Origin of the sequence: Vibrio sp. THAF64 (assembly GCF_009363455.1) — a bacterium.
Taxonomy (GTDB): domain Bacteria; phylum Pseudomonadota; class Gammaproteobacteria; order Enterobacterales; family Vibrionaceae; genus Vibrio; species Vibrio coralliilyticus.
The window spans coordinates 1,484,026-1,500,692 of record NZ_CP045355.1 but is presented as its reverse complement, the minus strand read 5'-3'; the positions used below and the strand labels follow the sequence as shown (position 1 = coordinate 1,500,692).

Genomic DNA, 16,667 nt, shown 5'->3' with positions numbered 1-16,667 from the left:
AAAAACACATAACGCCCTGTTAAGGGGTGAGCAACGCAATACCGAAGCCGCCGCAAACCACCTTAAACACTTAAACCAACGCATAGTGAAAATGCCACGCGTTGCGAATCCCTCTTAAACAGTTTGTTATATTTCTATTTCGCCATTGTCAGAAAACCATTAACGATAAAAACACATACAACACCAAACGAAATAAAAAGCAACTGGGTCATAAATACTACTCGACGGTCATATTGAAACGGCTTCATTTCACCAACCTTATAACCTGCTGCAAATGTAGGAAATGTACCTAAGTAAAGGTTTTTATGTACCATTGGCGATCTGTAATATTGCATAGCAACTCTAGGCCAGAGTCCAAAGTCCATTAATTGTTGCAAATATCTTGGCGAGTTTTGATACATAGCTGAAAGCCCTGTACTCATGGAAATACCCCCACCAATTGACTTACGATGAACCAAAGCTTCAAAGGCCGTTTTAATTGTGGCATTTGAGTCATTGTTATAAATTTGCTCTCCTTTCCTTGCTCTCATAAAGCAGCCGCCCAGTAACAAATAAAAGAAAATGACATCTTTTACCGAAGATGGAACTGTAATACCAAGCAATGAAAAGAACCAATCCATGGGTTGATGTACGAATGCTTTATACATGTCGAGAAGAACTTGGAACATGTACGCAAAATCGAACGATACAAAAGCAGATATAAAGTTTACAACTGCGATTGTTGCTGCTAATACTCCGCCCATAGCAAAAACGGACTTAAATGACTCTATAGCTTTCGCTATAGATTTTTTATTGTTCTCAGAAAACACAAAACACCACTTTCGTTGTAAATTTGACTAGAAATATAACGCCCAATTAAGGGGTGAACAACGCCTTCGCCCAAACCTAAAGCATTGTGCCATAAACACTAAATTTGATGTAAAAGCAAAAATGCCAAGCGTTGTGAATCCCTCTTAAATTGCTTGTTATGTTTATTTTGCTATATCTATCCACTGTCCCTGTGTTAGTTCACCTAATTTCTGCGGATTCAGCTTAAACACTGAATTAGGTGTTCCCGCTGCTGCCCAAATTTCAGAATACTGATTTAGATCTTTGTCCAAAATGGTGTGGACTGATGAATTGTGAGCAACTGGTGGTACACCGCCTATAGCGTAACCAACTTTGTCACGAACAAAAGAAGCGTCTGCTTTGGTGAGAACAATTCCTGTAGCTTCTCTGACTTTGTTAGCACACACCATGTTAGAGCCAGAGACAACAACTAGCACCGGCTCACCGGTTTCTCCATGCTTAAAGATTAACGACTTCGCTATTTGGGAAACGGTACATCCGATAGATTCAGCGGCATCGAGCGCTGTACGAGTAGAACTTGGCATTTCCTGAACGACAAAATCTTGGCCGTTTCGAGACAAAAACTCCTGTACTTTCAATGACGAAGACTTCAATTCCTTTGACATATATCCTCCTTAATCTTGCTTATTCGACGATAAACATAACGCCGCATTAAGGTGTGAGCAACGCAATACCGAAGCTTCCGCATACCACCTTAAACACTAAACGCAACGCATAGCAAAAATGCTACGCGTTGCGAATCACTCTTAAATGCTTTGTTATGTGTTTATCAACCGACTCACTAAGATTTTACCATTACGAGAGCTTGGTAACGTTGTAGAACGAACAATAATTTGGTCTTTATCTATTTTATCGGCTTCAACGCCTAATGTACGCACAAAAGAAAAACAACGACTTAACAAGGTAAGCATGCCTTCGTAGCTTATTTCATTCACAAATGTCCTTTTACCCATGTAAGACTTTAAATCGTTATGGGCATATAGTTTATTTCGAATTTTCTTAAGGCCTGTCGTTTTAAAATCAAGCTTAATACTTTCTAGAGTCAGGTGAAGATCTTTCGAATAACTCCCCCCACTTAACGTAACCAGATAATCAAGGGTTAGATTGTTATCACTTCTTGTTGCTGCCGGGTCAAATAATGCACTTGTTCTACAGACAATCTCGAAGAACAACGATTCTTGAATATTCGAAAAACACTCAGGAAAGCTGTGATTCAATGCTTTGACCGATTCCTCAGAGCCAAACAATTCTTGATACAACTCTACTTTTGTCTGTATCTCTGCGATCATTTTTTCTAATCGATAAAACTCGTTCATATGTCTCCAAACACATAACGCCGCATTAAGGTGTGAGCGACGCTTGGCTATACTTGAGCGAAGCGAAACTGCCAAGCGTTGCGAATCACTCTTAAATGCTTTGTTAGTTGGTGGACTCCAACGCATGCTGAAGACATTCAGCGCCTTTGCACCCTAGGTAAATATTTTTGCCATTAGACATCTTTAATTTCAAAGCCTTACCTATTGAGACATTGTATAACCAACCATCTTTTAGCAAACGAACTCCAATGCCTTGATACCATTTCGTTTCATAAGACGAAATATCTACAATACTTGAAACTTCGACTTCCTTTCGAAGAAAGCCAAAACCAAAATACCAGCACACTTTATTACCACTTACCTCAACAGACATCGAGTAAAACAATGCACCGATTACAAGATTAACTGTCAACGCTATGAGCATACTGCCAATGTGATTCGATGTTAAAACTATAATTGCACTGAGAATAGAAAGGATGACTATCAGTATCTTGTTAACTTCCGTTTGTTTATACATTACTTTTTCGTTCCCTGTACTGAACCAACTAACGCCGCGTTAATGGGCAGACAACGCTACCACAAACTTAAACCATTGTGACATAAACACTAATGCCAAACTGTGAACCAAAACTGCCAAGCGTTGGTTGTCCGATTAAACGCTTGGTTATGGAAACCTAAGACAATCAATGTACTCACCGCAAAGCGTAAGCTCATTGCGGCCACGAAACCCCATAAACCACTATGCAGCAACCACATGAAGCCCAAAGAAGAAACCTAACAGCAACGATACGGCCAATTGATACAAAGAAGGGCCGCCCCACTGGAGCCAAGATTCAGCTAATTGCCGCTGTACTAATTTCACTTGGTAAATAGATGCAAACGGCAGATTAGCATTCATGGAACACTCAAAGCGGCTTTTCACCAGAGATATAACTTTGAACCTAGTGGACATGTAAGGGTGGCAATGAAACTCGCAGCGAATGCTGAACCAACAAACCAAACAAGAACTAAATCTTGCTGCACCATAACGCCGCGTTAATGGGCAAACAACGCTGCCACCAACTTAAGCCATTGTGCCATAAACACAAAAACTAAACTGTGAGCCAAAACTGCCAAGCGTTGGTTGTCCGATTAAACGCTTGGTTATGGAAACCTGAGACAACCACTACACTCACCGTACAATACGAGCGCTTTGCAACCACAAAACACAACAAACTTGTATGCAGCAACCCAATGAGTCCAAAGAAGAAACCTAACAACAACGATACAGCGAACTAAAACAAAGAAGGGCCGCCCCGCTGAAGCCAAGTTTCAGGTAATTGCCGCAATACCGATATCACTTGGAAGCAGAACGCAAACGGCAGATTAGCCTTAATGAAAAACTCAAAGCGGCTTTTCACCAGAGATAAAATTTGGAACCTAGTGGACATGTGAGAATGGCTATGAAACTCACCTCTAACGCCAAACCACCAAGACAAATAACAACTAAATCTTGCTGCACCATAACGCTTGCAATAAGGTGTGCCACGATAAACTCACCAAGCACACTGAACTCCGAACCAAAACCGCCGAGTAAAAAGCATCACCTTGATTGCTTTGTTATGTGTCAAACTCTTCAGCAGTTGAGCTTTCTAAACTCATTGCTAAAAAACGAATTCCCGGACCCGACTCAAAATTTTGGACTTCAATCTGAGCATGTGACCACTGACGACAACTTATATCCACAATAGCCATACCTCCAAGATAACCATCGAAACCTTCTTCAATGGTTAGATTGGATACATTCATAAACTTAAATTTTCGGAAACCGCCAGCCCTATCATGAGTTGTCAGTTCGATAGAACTATTCAAAGGCTCCCAAGGGTCAATATTATATTTAAACTCAACTAAATCTGTGTTTGCGAAATCTGCAAACATCACCTTTTTTTGCATGTTTGCCTCCTGACACATAACGCCGCGTTAATGGGCAGACAACGCTACCACATACTTAACCCATTGTGGCATAAACACTAATGCCAAACTGTGAACCAAAACTGCCAAGCGTTGGATGTCCAATTGAACGCTTGGTTATGGAAGGTTAAGGCAGCCACTACACTCACAGCAAAGCATGAGCTTCTTTGCGGCCACGAAACCAAACAAACCGCTATGCAGCAACCAATTAAAGCCCGAAGAAGAAACCTACAACAGAGATACGGCCAACTAAAACTAAGAAGGGCCGCCCCACTAAAGCCAAGATTCAGCTAATTGCCGCAATTCCAAACCCACTTGGGAGCCAATTTCAAACGGCAGATTAGCCTTAACAACTTACTCAAAGCGGCTTTTCACCAGAGAGCAAAATTTGGAATCAAGTGATTGAGCAAAAACTGCTTTGAAACACGCAGCGAGCGATAAACCAACAAGCCAAACAAGAATAAACTTTGCTGCACCATAACGCCGCGTTAATGGGCAGGCAACGCTACCACAAATTTAAATCATTGTGGCATAAACACTAAAGCTAAACTGTGAGCCAAAACTGTCAAGCGTTAACTGTCCAATTGAACGCTTGGTTATGTGGAGACTAGCTCCACTTTTGCAACGCACAATCTAATGCCTTTAGAACTCTTTTACGATTGGATGTTTTGTTTAAGCCTTTTGGTAATTTACAATACCAAGGATGCCAAAAATGTTCAGATGGTGGGTGAGAGTCACGCGTTGAGGGATGAACTTTCTGCACAAAATACGCTTTGCATTCAATGATCTGCTCAATACTGACAAATTGAAATGTAAAACCACATACGTTGACAAAGTAAACCCATTGCTCCAAAAGGTTATCCCTACTTTTCTTTACAGGTACACCACCTTCATTATATGAGCTCATGAAATCAGAGTGCACTTTAGGGTCCGCTAACTCTCGCCATATTTTACTCATACTTTCTCCACATAACGCTCTGTTAAGGGGTGAGCAACGCAATACTGATGCCTCTGAAAACCACCTTAATCACTAAAACCAACGCATAGTGAAAATGCCACGCGTTGCGAATCCCTCTTGAACAGTTTGTTATGCATTTGCCACGTATTTCACATGAAGCTTTTCAAACTCAGCAACCAGAACCTTTAGGCAATCACTTAACTCATCCTCTAACTCAAAGAATTCATGTGATTTCTCATGGAGTGTATCCATATTCGGATTGTTGCCAATAGTAACAAGTAGAGCTTCATGGGCTATATAATTTCGCTGCTTTCTGAGTTTATTGAGACGTTTATGTAATTCTTTGTTGTCGTTTAACTTAACGAATGTGTTGAGTAGTCTTTCTAACGGATAATTTTCTACATCGTCAATCGAAAAACCAAAGTGGATTCGGTCACCAACAAGAGCATGAATAAAGTCATATGACTTTCCAATATACATTTTCAACGAAAGCTCTAGGAGCTGAAAATTCGTTAACAGCCCAACCGTTCTTTCGCGGTAAAACTCTTGCTCTTTCTTCATTTTATCTCCTGATGCATAACGCCGCATTAAGGGGTGAACAACGCAGCCACCCGACTTAACATATTGTGCCATAAACACTTAAATTGAAGTAGAAGCTGAAATGCCAAGCGTTGAGAATCCCTCTTAAATGCTTGGTTAGGTGTGGAGCCTTTATTTACGCTGGCAAAGCTTGTACTCGTTAGGCATTGTGCGTTCTAGTAAAAGTTTATTAGGATGACCTTTGGGTGCTTTGTGAAGACCATGATATACGATCCACTTGCCTATCTCTCGATGCCTAATTTCATGGCACTTTCTCCAAAAGCTAGGAGTAAGCTCTATCTCAACTAATTCATCATCTATTAGCAACCTTATGTTTGGCTGCGATTGAGAAAAGTTGGAATCTCGATCCACCCGAGCAATACGAACTCCTAAACCTGCACCTGTCTCATAATTGGGCTTACCACTCGTCCAAACTTTGACTTCCATTGTATTGGCCCCTTATGTAAAAACACCTAACGCCCGCTTAAGCGGTGAGCAACGCAATGCGATGTTTGCGCATACCACCTAAATCACTGAACTTAACGCATAGTAAAAATGCCACGCGTTGCGAATCCGTCTTGAAGCGTTTGTTAACTGTTTTTTTGTTCCGAAAAGCCTTGAAGATAATCTACCTCACATAGTTCAAATGATGTGATAGTTTGATCTGGCTTGAAATAACCTTTCATATCTAGGTCTTCGACATTCTCTGAATACAAAACATCAACGGTATACTCGCCAACTGTGTAGTAAAAATGAGCATATATCAGTCTTCCGTGTTTATCATGAAACACCTCAAAATCTGACACTGCACAATAACTTGCTGATTTACCATTATCACTATGGCGAAACTTTAAATATATATTAGGGTGAACGTCATTATTAACAATGGAGCTCGCTGTACAGGTTAAGTCAACGTCTAGGCCTGACTCTATTGCTTTGCAACCAAACAACTTAGCAAAGAATAGCTGTACATTAATCACGCTCTGGTAAACAGAGGATGGGAACACTTTCTTTAAGTCAACAGTCGAACAACGCTGTCTAGTTAATGACATTAAGGTATTTGATAGTGTTCGCCATGACTCATCATGTCGTTGAGTTAATCCGCCATTACAGTTTGAACATATACTTTTTTCGTATTTCAATGCTTCAGCATTAAGACTACCAATAGGTCGTTTTTGTTCTCCATTTTTTCTATGAAAGATAGGAGATTGCTGATTTACGACCCCAGGAAACATCTGTTTCAAATCACTTTTTTTGACTATGTGCTCACCACTATTAGCTGGAGCATTACAAATCCAACAATTGCTCAACTTTAATACCTTACTAAAAACAGTTAACGCCGCGTTAAGTGGTGAGCAACGCAGACCACTGCACTTAAAGCATTGTGCCTTAAACACTAAAGACGAAGTAAACCAAAAATACCATGCGTTGGGAATCCGTCTTAAACGCTTTGTTAAGTAGCATTCAAATTGCGTGCACTGACTAACGTAAGCAAGATTATCTTGTTGACCATAGGCACCATTAGCTTAGACTACTCACAATATGAAACTTGGCTCTATATAACATAATGAATACATGCATTGAAGTGCTCTCCTACGAGCAACTGTCAGCAATTTATGCACAGCAAACATCTGGTTTGATGGCTCAAACTTATTCTTGTGGCATAAAGTGGAACGATGGAAAAAACTCTAAAGCATTTATTAAACGTTTTAGCAAAACACGTACATTGGCTTTAGTGAACGAAATAACAGGTTATATCATCGCCAAACACTGTGGTTTGCCTGTCCCGCAACATGCCGGATTAATTAATACCACTCCGCAACAATTTGATGACGAAACAAACCAGTATGAAAACTGGGCGTTCGTTGTCAGTAGCCTCGATGGCGCAACACCAGGTAGCTTCTACGAAGTTGAAGATATTAAAGAATGTACAACCTTAATGAACTTGGTTGCTGGTTGGGATAAGGTTTCCGATGCCATCGCATTTGATGACTGGGTTGCCAATGAAGACAGGCACCTAGGCAATATAATGGTTGCGGGGAAAAACCGAATTTATCTTTTTGACCATAGCAATTTACCTATTACGTTGAATTGGCAAGCAAGCCAATTAGATCCTAACCACGTAGCAAAAAATGTTTTAACTAATAACCTCTTCGCCTTAAACTGCACACCATTACCAGTAAAGTCGATGGTTGCTCACGCAACGAACGCTCATGAAGAGGTCTACAATAACATAAGGCAGGAGCTATGTTATTGGTGGGATGTTTTACTTGCAAAAGATCCTGAAAGACGTGAAGCCCTTGAAACATTTATTGAAACAAGAGCTACTTTAGGTAATGAACGTGTTTGCGAAAGCTTGAGAATGTTGGCATAAATGATGGATACCTTAAACGATATTTTAAATTCCACCGCGCGTGTGACAAATGTTTCTGGGAACTGGTATCAGTTTCAGTGGACACCAGATATTTCAACGGGCGAAACGCTAAACATAGGTGTAGGATTCAAAGAGCAATCTGGTGAGTTCAGCGTACAGATGCTTGACTACTACGAGCGCATAAATTGCTTTTACGGTAAAGAAATGCAATTTCAGCTTGAACTAGCATGTAACGTTGCCCGAGAACTGGTCTTTAGAAAAGAGTTAAATGACTCACAAAACCTAACCCCACAAATAACATTAAAACGAATTGGTTTTGCCCAAGGGAAAGACGTTGCTGACGTACTGAATAACTTATACAAAAACACTATCCCATTGGGCAAAAAAGTACGTAAAGTTGCTACTAATCGATTCTCGTCGACGTCGAGAGATAACGTTTACAATAGTTTAAAGGAAAAACTCAAAGCTAATTTGGATGTTGCGTATTCAATGCATGTGCCTGAGAATCCATATCAAACGGTTAGTGAAGGAAACGTAATACATAACTTGTTTTTACCTTATAAGAAAGCAAACGGTACAGCCACGCTTGTATCTACAGCCTATTCAGACGTTCAGCGAGTGAAGTGCAATTTGTTTGACGGTTATAGAGATATAGATATTGCCTCGAACCACCTAAAAACCCATGCTAATGCAGTGTTTTTAATGCTACCTGATGACTCATTAAAAAAAGAAACACAGATTGAGATTGAGAACGAATTAGACAAATTCATTTGGCTTCTAAAACCACATAATTTCCATGTTGGTTCGCATGTAGAGATAGATTCATTAGCCGATGAAATTTCGGAATGGTGTAACGTCGACGTTGCGTAATGCTTTCAATGCAGCTTGTGTTTAAGTTACTTTTTACGAGCTGCTACTTAACATTTGTATACTACGCATGCTCATTTCTAAATGCCCGATTTTCAACAAATCTCCCTGATTCCTCTACAGAAAGATTGAAATAACGCCTGAACAAAACGCGCATGCGCACTTTGGTTGCGTAGTATCTCTTCACCAACTCACCTAACCCGTTGATTTTAAATTTACTGTGTTTTTATCACAAACATAAGTGAGCACAGGCGTGGTGATGATCACCATCTGCTTGGCATCTTCGATTCTAATTAGAAAAAACCGCTGGGCATGAGTGCCAGCGGTTTAAAAATTACATTGATGTAACAGTTAAGATTGTATTTATGCGACTTCGGTAATTGGTCGGGAGAAATACGTTGGGTACTTCTGGCGAATATGGCGTTGCTCTTCGACCATATTCTTAAACGTTGGTCCTTTCTTTAGCTTCACAATCACTTCATTCTGATCAAAACGAAGCACTGCGCCTTCAAAAGTCACTTGCTTGTTGTTGTGTAAATTGAGGGTACCTGACATAGCCAGCCCTTTGTACCAGTCGGTAAATGTATTCTTTACAACTCGAATACCACCTTCAGAAACTTCGGTCACGTGAAACAGCTCGTTAGAAATACGCACAGAAGGCCGTGCTCTTCTTGGGTATTTCAAGCGATAGAATTTACGTTTTTGTTCAAAATCACTCATCAACAATCTCCTATTACTTCGAGTGATAGCGTCCCGAAGATCCTTACCTTGTACTGGTGGTTTTTCGTCACCAATATCAATTAAATTTCCAGATAGTATAACTGTCGACTATTAAAAGAAAATCTTTAGCGCTTAGTTTTGAGCCTGTGATCTTGATACACTGTATAATCACTTAATCAAATCATTGTACCTCATTGTTTTTAAATGAATAAAAACCAGAAAACAACGACACAACAAACTTCTTTACAATACGCAGTTTTGCGCATACATTGCACGCATATTAATCGCTAGGTTTATTCGATGTCACAAGAACGTACCGGTAACTGGATGGCAGCGCTTTCATTCCTTCTATGGGGTTTACTGCCACTCTATTATCAATATTTGCCTAACGCGGCTTTAGACGAGCTACTTACCGTTCGATTGGTCGCGTCTGTGCCCTTTGGCATACTGATTGTGTTATTTGTCACCAAGCGAATGCCTGACTTTTCAGCTATTTTCGCGGATCGCCGCTCTCTTGCCATTACATTCCTTGGTAGTACCTTGATGTCTATCTCCTGGTGCGCTTTCACATGGGCAATCACCAATGATCGCGTTATCGATGCCAGCTTAGGCTTTTTTATCAGCCCATTGACGATGACGGCACTGGGCGTATTTGTGTTGGGAGAAAAGCTTTCACTTGGCAAGAAGGTCGCGCTGGTGCTGGCCAGCGCTGGTTTAAGCTATCAAGTGATGCAATATGGACAGGTACCCGTTATCGCACTCACGATGGCGATCTTCTTTACGCTGTATGGTTGGTGCAAGAAAAAGATCCGATACGAGTGGAGCACCTGTCTGTTTGTTGAAGCTCTAGCACTGACGCCATTTGCACTGGGCTACCTTATTTTCAAAGAAGCGACGGTTGGAACGGAATCTCTTAACTCTGGCTGGGAGACTTTTGCCCTCTACGTTGGCGCAGCTCCGGCGACTTTGATTCCACTGCTTTTCTATTCTCTCGCGATTCGTTTAACCAGTATGTCGACCGTCGGCCTAATGCAATATATTGAGCCGTCTATCCAGTTTTTGTTGGCGATCTATTTATTTGGCGAAGTCTTCGATGAAGTCAAACTAGTGAGTTTCAGCCTAATATGGGCAGGCTTGCTGTTCACCATTGCAGAAAGCGCCAAAAACCGAGTTGTACTAAAACGCTCATAAAAAATCCCCCAGTTGGGGGATTTTTTTAAAATGAAAGGCTAATCATGCCTTGCCACAACAGGCCAACAGCCAACACGGCGACCACACTCAATAGTCCAGCCCCTACCTTCTCTTTACCTTCGAATGGGTTAATACCCTGCTCTTTTTTAGCCTGAATGTAAAAGTACAAACCCGGCAGATAAAGAATGGCAGAAAGCAGTAAATAATTGAGCCCGGAAGCGTACAGCAACCAAAGCCCATACAAGGTTGCACCGATACCAATGGCTAGCAGGCTGCCTTTATTTTTCTGCTCTAGCGCCAGTTTTAGTACAAATGCGCCCACCAAAAAGTAAGGCACTAGGATCATTTCGGAGGCAATAATCAGTAAGGTATCGTACGTGCTACCCGCGAACATCACAAAGATGAGAGAGATTTGAACCCAAACATTGGTCAGGGTTAACGGTCTTACCGGACTGCCCGCCTTGTTTAACTTAGCGTACTTGGCTGGGAACATTTTCTCTTTGGCACATAGATACGGAGCTTCTGACGCCAAAACCGTCCAGCTCAAAAATGCACCACAAACAGACACCAATAAACCAATACTTATAACGTATTGCCCCCAAGGCCCAAGGATATGAGTCAGCACTTTTGCCATTGAAGGGTTCTGATAGTGGGCGAGTTCCGTTGGTTTAATAACGCCCATCGACAGTAACGTCACTAACACATAGATAGATAACGCGGTAAGCAGGCCTAATATCGTTGCGCGGCCAATGTCTTTCCGGTTTCGAGCTCGACTTGATACGACCACCGCGCCTTCAATACCGATGAAGACCCAAACGGTCACCAGCATGGTACTTTTTACTTGCTCCAATAACCCATGTCCTTCACCGAAATGAAGGCCACTAAAATCGAGCGTAAATGTGTCCCAGCTAAAAGCAAACAGAGCACATAGTATGAAAACAAATAGCGGCACCAACTTGGCGTAAGTCGTGACCATGTTAATCAAAGCCGCAGTCTGGACGCCGCGTAAAACCAGAGCATGCACCATCCACAACAAGGCAGAAGCGCCTAAGATCGACACCCAAGTATTACCCTGACCAAAAATAATATTGTCTGGTGTGTCAAACAGCATACCCAACGTGCTAAACACAATCACCAAATAAGAGACATTGGCTAACATCGCACTGAGCCAATACCCCCACGCAGAGCAAAAGCCGACGAAATCGCCAAACCCTTCTTTGGCGTAGCCGAATACACCACTCTCGATATGAGGCTTGTGGAAAGCTAACTTTTGAAATGAGAGAGCGAGAAAAACCATGCCGATCCCCGTGATCGACCAACCGATCATCACGGCAGCGGGGCTCGCAACAGCAGCCATGTTTTGTGGCAAGCTAAATACACCTGCGCCTATCATTGAGCCAATGACGATCGCAGTAAGAGAACTGAGCCCGAGTTTGTTGTTCATTGTTGTTTCCGGATTATAAATTCGAACGCTATGGAAGTGGTCATATTACGAAGAAATATCAATAAGCGGCAGAGCAGTTGTGATTGCTGTCGCAAAGATAGGTTCATAATCAAACACTTCATTGTTACTGATCAAACCAAGTCGCCATGGTAATATTTAATTCCACATATGCAATATATATTAGAATTTAAAACCACCACGAAACAAATTGGCAAATCAATAAATTATCAAGAAATCAAACCAAAGAATGTATGAAACCATCAAGAGGGGTTGGTTGACTGTGAATACCCAAACGAGAGAACGAAAAAAAGCGGGGCACTGTCGCCCCACTTTATTGTAGATTAATGGTGAGAGCCAGAAGGGTCATACCCGAATTCTGACTGCTGGTAAATGTCCGATAGCGCTTTTGTTTTTTTCGACTTAGCTGAACGCTTTGAAGTCCCTATATAGTGAACCTCTTGAGATTCTAACGCTTTCTCATGCGCTTTTGCCGAGCGAATAAATTCTGGGTCGTTAAGCGCCTCCTGACGCAGGCGATTAACACGTTCAAGGGTTTCCCACAACATAACTCACCTCCAGAAACTGTATTTATATACAGTATAGATATCCTCACCAATAGTTCAAGAAAAAGACTGTTTATTTAAACAGTATCTTTATTGCATATATGCATTAAGCATCCACATTAGCTTTTCTTGCTCTCGAATGTAGTCACCCATCAAGGCAGCTGTACCTTCATCTTCTGCATCCTCAGCTTGAGCCAAAATAGCGCGTTGCTGAGTCAGTAACGTGCTGAAACCATGAACAAGGCCTCTCACACATTCTTTACCTGTTGTCGCATTCTGGTGTTCTTCAATATCACTCTTGGCCAAGTATTGGCTAAAGCTGTGGTCTGGCGTTGATCCAATCGTCAGAATACGTTCCGCCAACTCATCAATTTTGGTTTGAAGATCTGTGTAGATCTCTTCAAATTTCACATGCAATTCGAAAAACTGCTGACCTTTGATGTTCCAGTGATAACCGCGGGTGTTCATGTAAAGCACTTGGTAGTGCGCTAACAACGCATTCAACTCGGCCGCCAGTGCTTGTGATTTTTCGTTGTTTAGGCCGATTAAGTTAATTTGGTTTGTCATCATGCATTCCTCATTAATTTCAATATTCTTAGGCTGTTGCCCTTCAATGACTTCACTATATCCATCACGATAAGATAGTTAAAAACGTTCATTTCTATACTTTCAATAGGAGTTTCCTATCTATAGTTTTTGCCTATTTCAATGATGCCTAGATCCGATTATCCGATGTCGTTCGCTGGCGTTATTCTGGATAAAACAATTGGTTGAGGACAAGATAGTGAAGGCTCTTGTTGTTGAAGGAGGCGCAATGCGCGGCATTTTTGCTGCGGGTGTGCTCGATACATTTATTGACGATGATTACTACCCTTATGACTTTGTCATTGGCGTTTCGGCGGGTGCGTCCAATCTACTCGGCTATCTTGGTAAGCAGATCGGCCGTAGCTATCATGTCATTACTGAACTGGCCACTGACCGAGATTTTTACAACCCTAAACGGTTTGTAAAAGGTGGTGATCTTATTGACGTGCATTGGTTGGTGTCAGAATCCGAGAAGCGCTATCCGCTAGACACACACCAAGTGTTCCAGTCGGCCCCAATGCTGGCTGTTGCCACTAATATCAATACGGGACAAGCTGACTACTACCAGCTCAATCACAGCAATCTCAGCCAGATCATTGAAGCCACCAGCGCACTGCCTATAGCGTATAAAACAACGCCCTGCTTCTCTGGTGGCTGCTACACCGATGGCGGCGTCGCAGACTCCATTCCTGTGATGGAGGCGTATCGCCGCGGTGCGACGGACATTACGGTTGTCCTATCTCACCCACTCAGCTACGAGATGCCTAAGCCGAAAAGCTCTTGGGTAATCAAAAAGCTGCTACGTAAATACCCGAAAATTGCCGAGGCACTGACTAGAAGAGCCGAAGGATACAACCAAGCGTTAGCCTTTATTCGCAATCCACCAGAAGGGGTTAAAGTGCGTGTCATCGCGCCACCAGAGAATTTCACCGTGAAACGATTAACAATGAAAAAACTGGCTTTAGATGAAGGTTATTTCATGGGGTTCGAAGAAGGGAGAAAGCACCTAGCCAGCCGCAAAGGCGCTTATGGATTAGATGCGGAGAATTGTCATTTCTGCCTGTAAAAAAAGACCGCCGATGGCGGTCTTTCCTATTTAAACAACGAATGCTTCGAGGGATTTGTCAGATTCGTTTTGGTCTTTCAGTTTCTGAACAGCTGTTCGCGTGTTCGACACCAGATCCGTCACCTCGCTGGATAAGGTATAGATGTTTGTCGCATTGGTGCTGATCTCTTCGACAACTAAACTTTGTTCTTCAGCGGCAGTCGCGATCTGTACGTTCATATCGTTGATCGATTGAACAGACTCATTAATAGTATTAAGACCCATCTCAACCTGCTTCATTCCACTAATCGCCTCATCCGCTTTGGTCAGGCTGACTGACATAGACTGCCCTACTTGCTCAGTACCAGTCTCCAGCTCTTCGAGAATTTTACCAATATCCGCCGTTGCGCTTTGTGTACGCAGTGCAAGCTGGCGAACTTCATCGGCAACAACAGCAAAACCTCGACCTGAATCCCCTGCTCGTGCTGCTTCAATCGCTGCATTCAGTGCCAACAAATTGGTTTGATCTGAAATGTCAGAAATGACGCTCAGAATTCCCTTAATGTTATCGGCAGACACATTGAGCTGTTTGACATCCTGTTCAGACTGAGCGACCTGCGCTGACAGCTCTCCGATGATGCAGCTGGCGTTTACCGCCGTCTGAACACCTTCAACCGATGCGTCGTGTGCCTGACTGGCGGCGTGAGCCGCACTTTGAGTGTTGCGCGCCATTTCCTGCGCGGTGCTGCTCATTTCATTCAATGCCGTCACAAGCTGCTCAACTTCTTGCTGTTGTTTAAGGATGGAAGCTTCAGAGCGCTCCGAGTTCTCCACAGCAGTTCTGGTTGTCGAAGTCAGGTCATTGGCAAATAGTTTAGAGGTTTGAATATTGTTTTGTAGCATTTCAACAAAGCCGTTAAACGCGCCCGCAATATGTGCAAACTCTTTATCAACTTTAGTTTCAAGGCGGTAAGTTAGATCTTTCTTATCACCTTCGCCCGAGATACTGTTAATGCCAGTCGTCATGTTCGATAGCGGCTTCATCAGTAGGTTGACCACGAAGCCCAACACAACAACTGAGATCATGATGACGGCCAGAAGATACATCAACGTCTGGTCACGCATGTCATCCAGTGATTGGAAAACAATATCTTCTTTCAGTACAGAACCGATGATCCAATCATGGCCTGTCAACGGTAGTTGCTGGACGATGTTCTTTTCACCATCAAGGGTCAGTACCTGGTCATCACCACCCAGTTTTAGCTCTGGGTACACCTCAGACAGCTGCTTACCGTTATAGTCTTTGTTTGGGTGAGAAATGATGTTGCCGTCTTTGGTCATCAAAAACAGATAACCCGCATTCAATGGTGAAATTCGGTTAATTTTCTCACTCAATACCGCAAGGCTAACATCAAAGAAAGTGACCCCTTTAAACTCCCCTTTTACAACGACAGGCGCTGAGATGGAGATCATCTGCTGCTGAGTATTAACATCGATATAGGGCTCAGTAATGATCAAAGAACGATGTGTCTTTGCATCCTGATACCAAGGGCGTTCACGAGAATCCCATGTGCTGTCTGGCACCCAGCCTGGTACATTTTCAATAATACCGCCATCTTCTTCTATGCCGATACCCGTCGCGACAAACAGCTCTTTTAATTTTGGTTGTTCAATGATCTGTTCGATACTTTTAGGTGCGTATTCGTGTTCAATGGTCTGAGTGGTCGATAACGCAAGGTTTTTCCACCCATCAATATCAGATTGCACGGTATTCTCTACACCAGTCAGAACTGATTCAATGGTGTTGTGGATCTCTTTTTCTCTGTCACTATGCAAAAATGAATACTGAAAATAAGCGAGTGCAACGAGTGAAATAACCAGTAGCGAAAGTTTGCTGATAAGTAGCTTGGCTTTAAAACTAAACACGTATACCTCTTGGCAAATAGCCTAGGCTGCGCGCTTAATCAAACTGCACTTTTCAGCCTAGTAGTATGATGACTGGCCCTCCTGGCATTCCCCGAACATCCGTATGGGCCAAGACAGTACATAAACCAAGCTGAAAAAGTTAATGATTAGTGATTAATCATAATTAACAGTGATAGCCATTATCGTTAAAATAGTAAATTATCCAAGTCTAATCAGTAAGGTAGACATAAAAACTTCTAAAAATATCATTTCCACAAGTGATAGATAAAACCAATAAATTTGCGTGATAAATGCAAGTTA

Annotated in this window: 19 protein-coding genes and 1 pseudogene; 4 read left to right on the top strand and 16 right to left on the bottom strand. The window is 42.2% G+C overall.

Annotated features, from left to right (window positions below; translation table 11 throughout):
• Positions 1-19 precede the first annotated feature (19 nt).
• From FIU99_RS27740 to FIU99_RS06775, 11 genes and pseudogenes are all read right to left on the bottom strand, one after another.
• A pseudogene (locus FIU99_RS27740) lies at positions 20-122 on the bottom strand (DUF3265 domain-containing protein).
• A gap of 12 nt (positions 123-134) precedes the next feature.
• The gene (locus tag FIU99_RS06830) at positions 135-809 is read right to left on the bottom strand and encodes a hypothetical protein (RefSeq protein ID WP_006958836.1); all 675 of its coding nucleotides are present in this window, start codon (positions 807-809) and stop codon (positions 135-137) included.
• 162 nt (positions 810-971) lie between these two features.
• On the bottom strand, positions 972-1,454 hold the full coding sequence (locus tag FIU99_RS06825; protein WP_006958837.1) for a YbaK/EbsC family protein: 483 nt from the start codon (positions 1,452-1,454) through the stop codon (positions 972-974).
• Positions 1,455-1,607: 153 nt separating this feature from the next.
• Complete coding sequence (locus FIU99_RS06815; protein WP_039951602.1) at positions 1,608-2,165, bottom strand: hypothetical protein; 558 nt, start codon at positions 2,163-2,165, stop codon at positions 1,608-1,610.
• 103 nt (positions 2,166-2,268) lie between these two features.
• Complete coding sequence (locus tag FIU99_RS06810) at positions 2,269-2,682, bottom strand: hypothetical protein (protein ID WP_039951603.1); 414 nt, start codon at positions 2,680-2,682, stop codon at positions 2,269-2,271.
• A gap of 222 nt (positions 2,683-2,904) precedes the next feature.
• Positions 2,905-3,063, bottom strand: a complete 159-nt coding sequence (locus tag FIU99_RS27315) for a hypothetical protein (RefSeq protein ID WP_006958839.1) — start codon at positions 3,061-3,063, stop codon at positions 2,905-2,907.
• Between the two features lie 701 nt (positions 3,064-3,764).
• Entirely contained in the window at positions 3,765-4,097 is a 333-nt protein-coding gene (locus FIU99_RS06805; RefSeq protein ID WP_006958841.1) for a hypothetical protein, read from the bottom strand.
• Positions 4,098-4,722: 625 nt separating this feature from the next.
• On the bottom strand, positions 4,723-5,073 hold the full coding sequence (locus tag FIU99_RS06800; RefSeq protein ID WP_039951605.1) for a hypothetical protein: 351 nt from the start codon (positions 5,071-5,073) through the stop codon (positions 4,723-4,725).
• Between the two features lie 129 nt (positions 5,074-5,202).
• A complete protein-coding gene (locus FIU99_RS06790; protein ID WP_006958821.1) occupies positions 5,203-5,634 on the bottom strand; it encodes a hypothetical protein in 432 nt (143 codons plus the stop codon).
• Positions 5,635-5,784: 150 nt separating this feature from the next.
• Positions 5,785-6,099: a hypothetical protein gene (locus FIU99_RS06785; protein ID WP_039951583.1), complete on the bottom strand. Its 315-nt coding sequence runs from the start codon at positions 6,097-6,099 to the stop codon at positions 5,785-5,787.
• 143 nt (positions 6,100-6,242) lie between these two features.
• Entirely contained in the window at positions 6,243-6,962 is a 720-nt protein-coding gene (locus tag FIU99_RS06775; RefSeq protein WP_154351797.1) for a hypothetical protein, read from the bottom strand.
• 257 nt (positions 6,963-7,219) lie between these two features.
• Here FIU99_RS06775 and FIU99_RS06765 point away from each other — a divergent pair, with 257 nt between their 5' ends.
• Both FIU99_RS06765 and FIU99_RS06760 read left to right on the top strand, forming a co-directional pair.
• A complete protein-coding gene (locus tag FIU99_RS06765) occupies positions 7,220-8,026 on the top strand; it encodes a HipA family kinase (protein WP_152472144.1) in 807 nt (268 codons plus the stop codon).
• The gene (locus FIU99_RS06760; RefSeq protein WP_152472143.1) at positions 8,027-8,896 is read left to right on the top strand and encodes a hypothetical protein; all 870 of its coding nucleotides are present in this window, start codon (positions 8,027-8,029) and stop codon (positions 8,894-8,896) included. It begins immediately after the preceding gene.
• Positions 8,897-9,256: 360 nt separating this feature from the next.
• Here the strand turns inward: FIU99_RS06760 and FIU99_RS06755 are convergent, their stop codons facing one another.
• Entirely contained in the window at positions 9,257-9,613 is a 357-nt protein-coding gene (locus FIU99_RS06755; protein ID WP_006958843.1) for a PilZ domain-containing protein, read from the bottom strand.
• Positions 9,614-9,913: 300 nt separating this feature from the next.
• Here FIU99_RS06755 and rarD point away from each other — a divergent pair, with 300 nt between their 5' ends.
• Entirely contained in the window at positions 9,914-10,804 is an 891-nt protein-coding gene (rarD, locus tag FIU99_RS06750; RefSeq protein ID WP_006958844.1) for an EamA family transporter RarD, read from the top strand.
• 25 nt (positions 10,805-10,829) lie between these two features.
• Here the strand turns inward: rarD and FIU99_RS06745 are convergent, their stop codons facing one another.
• The 3 genes from FIU99_RS06745 to FIU99_RS06735 all read right to left on the bottom strand — a co-directional run bounded on the left by FIU99_RS06745 (position 10,830) and on the right by FIU99_RS06735 (position 13,378).
• The gene (locus FIU99_RS06745) at positions 10,830-12,248 is read right to left on the bottom strand and encodes a basic amino acid/polyamine antiporter (RefSeq protein WP_006958845.1); all 1,419 of its coding nucleotides are present in this window, start codon (positions 12,246-12,248) and stop codon (positions 10,830-10,832) included.
• Between the two features lie 341 nt (positions 12,249-12,589).
• Positions 12,590-12,814, bottom strand: a complete 225-nt coding sequence (locus FIU99_RS06740) for a hypothetical protein (RefSeq protein WP_006958846.1) — start codon at positions 12,812-12,814, stop codon at positions 12,590-12,592.
• Between the two features lie 87 nt (positions 12,815-12,901).
• Positions 12,902-13,378 (bottom strand): Dps family protein, encoded by a 477-nt coding sequence (locus FIU99_RS06735; RefSeq protein WP_006958847.1) that lies wholly within the window; start codon positions 13,376-13,378, stop codon positions 12,902-12,904.
• A gap of 247 nt (positions 13,379-13,625) precedes the next feature.
• On the opposite strand from FIU99_RS06735, the gene FIU99_RS06730 reads away from it, so the two are divergent.
• Positions 13,626-14,462: a patatin family protein gene (locus FIU99_RS06730; RefSeq protein WP_006958848.1), complete on the top strand. Its 837-nt coding sequence runs from the start codon at positions 13,626-13,628 to the stop codon at positions 14,460-14,462.
• A gap of 30 nt (positions 14,463-14,492) precedes the next feature.
• Here the strand turns inward: FIU99_RS06730 and FIU99_RS06725 are convergent, their stop codons facing one another.
• A complete protein-coding gene (locus tag FIU99_RS06725) occupies positions 14,493-16,367 on the bottom strand; it encodes a methyl-accepting chemotaxis protein (protein WP_006958849.1) in 1,875 nt (624 codons plus the stop codon).
• Positions 16,368-16,667 lie beyond the last annotated feature (300 nt).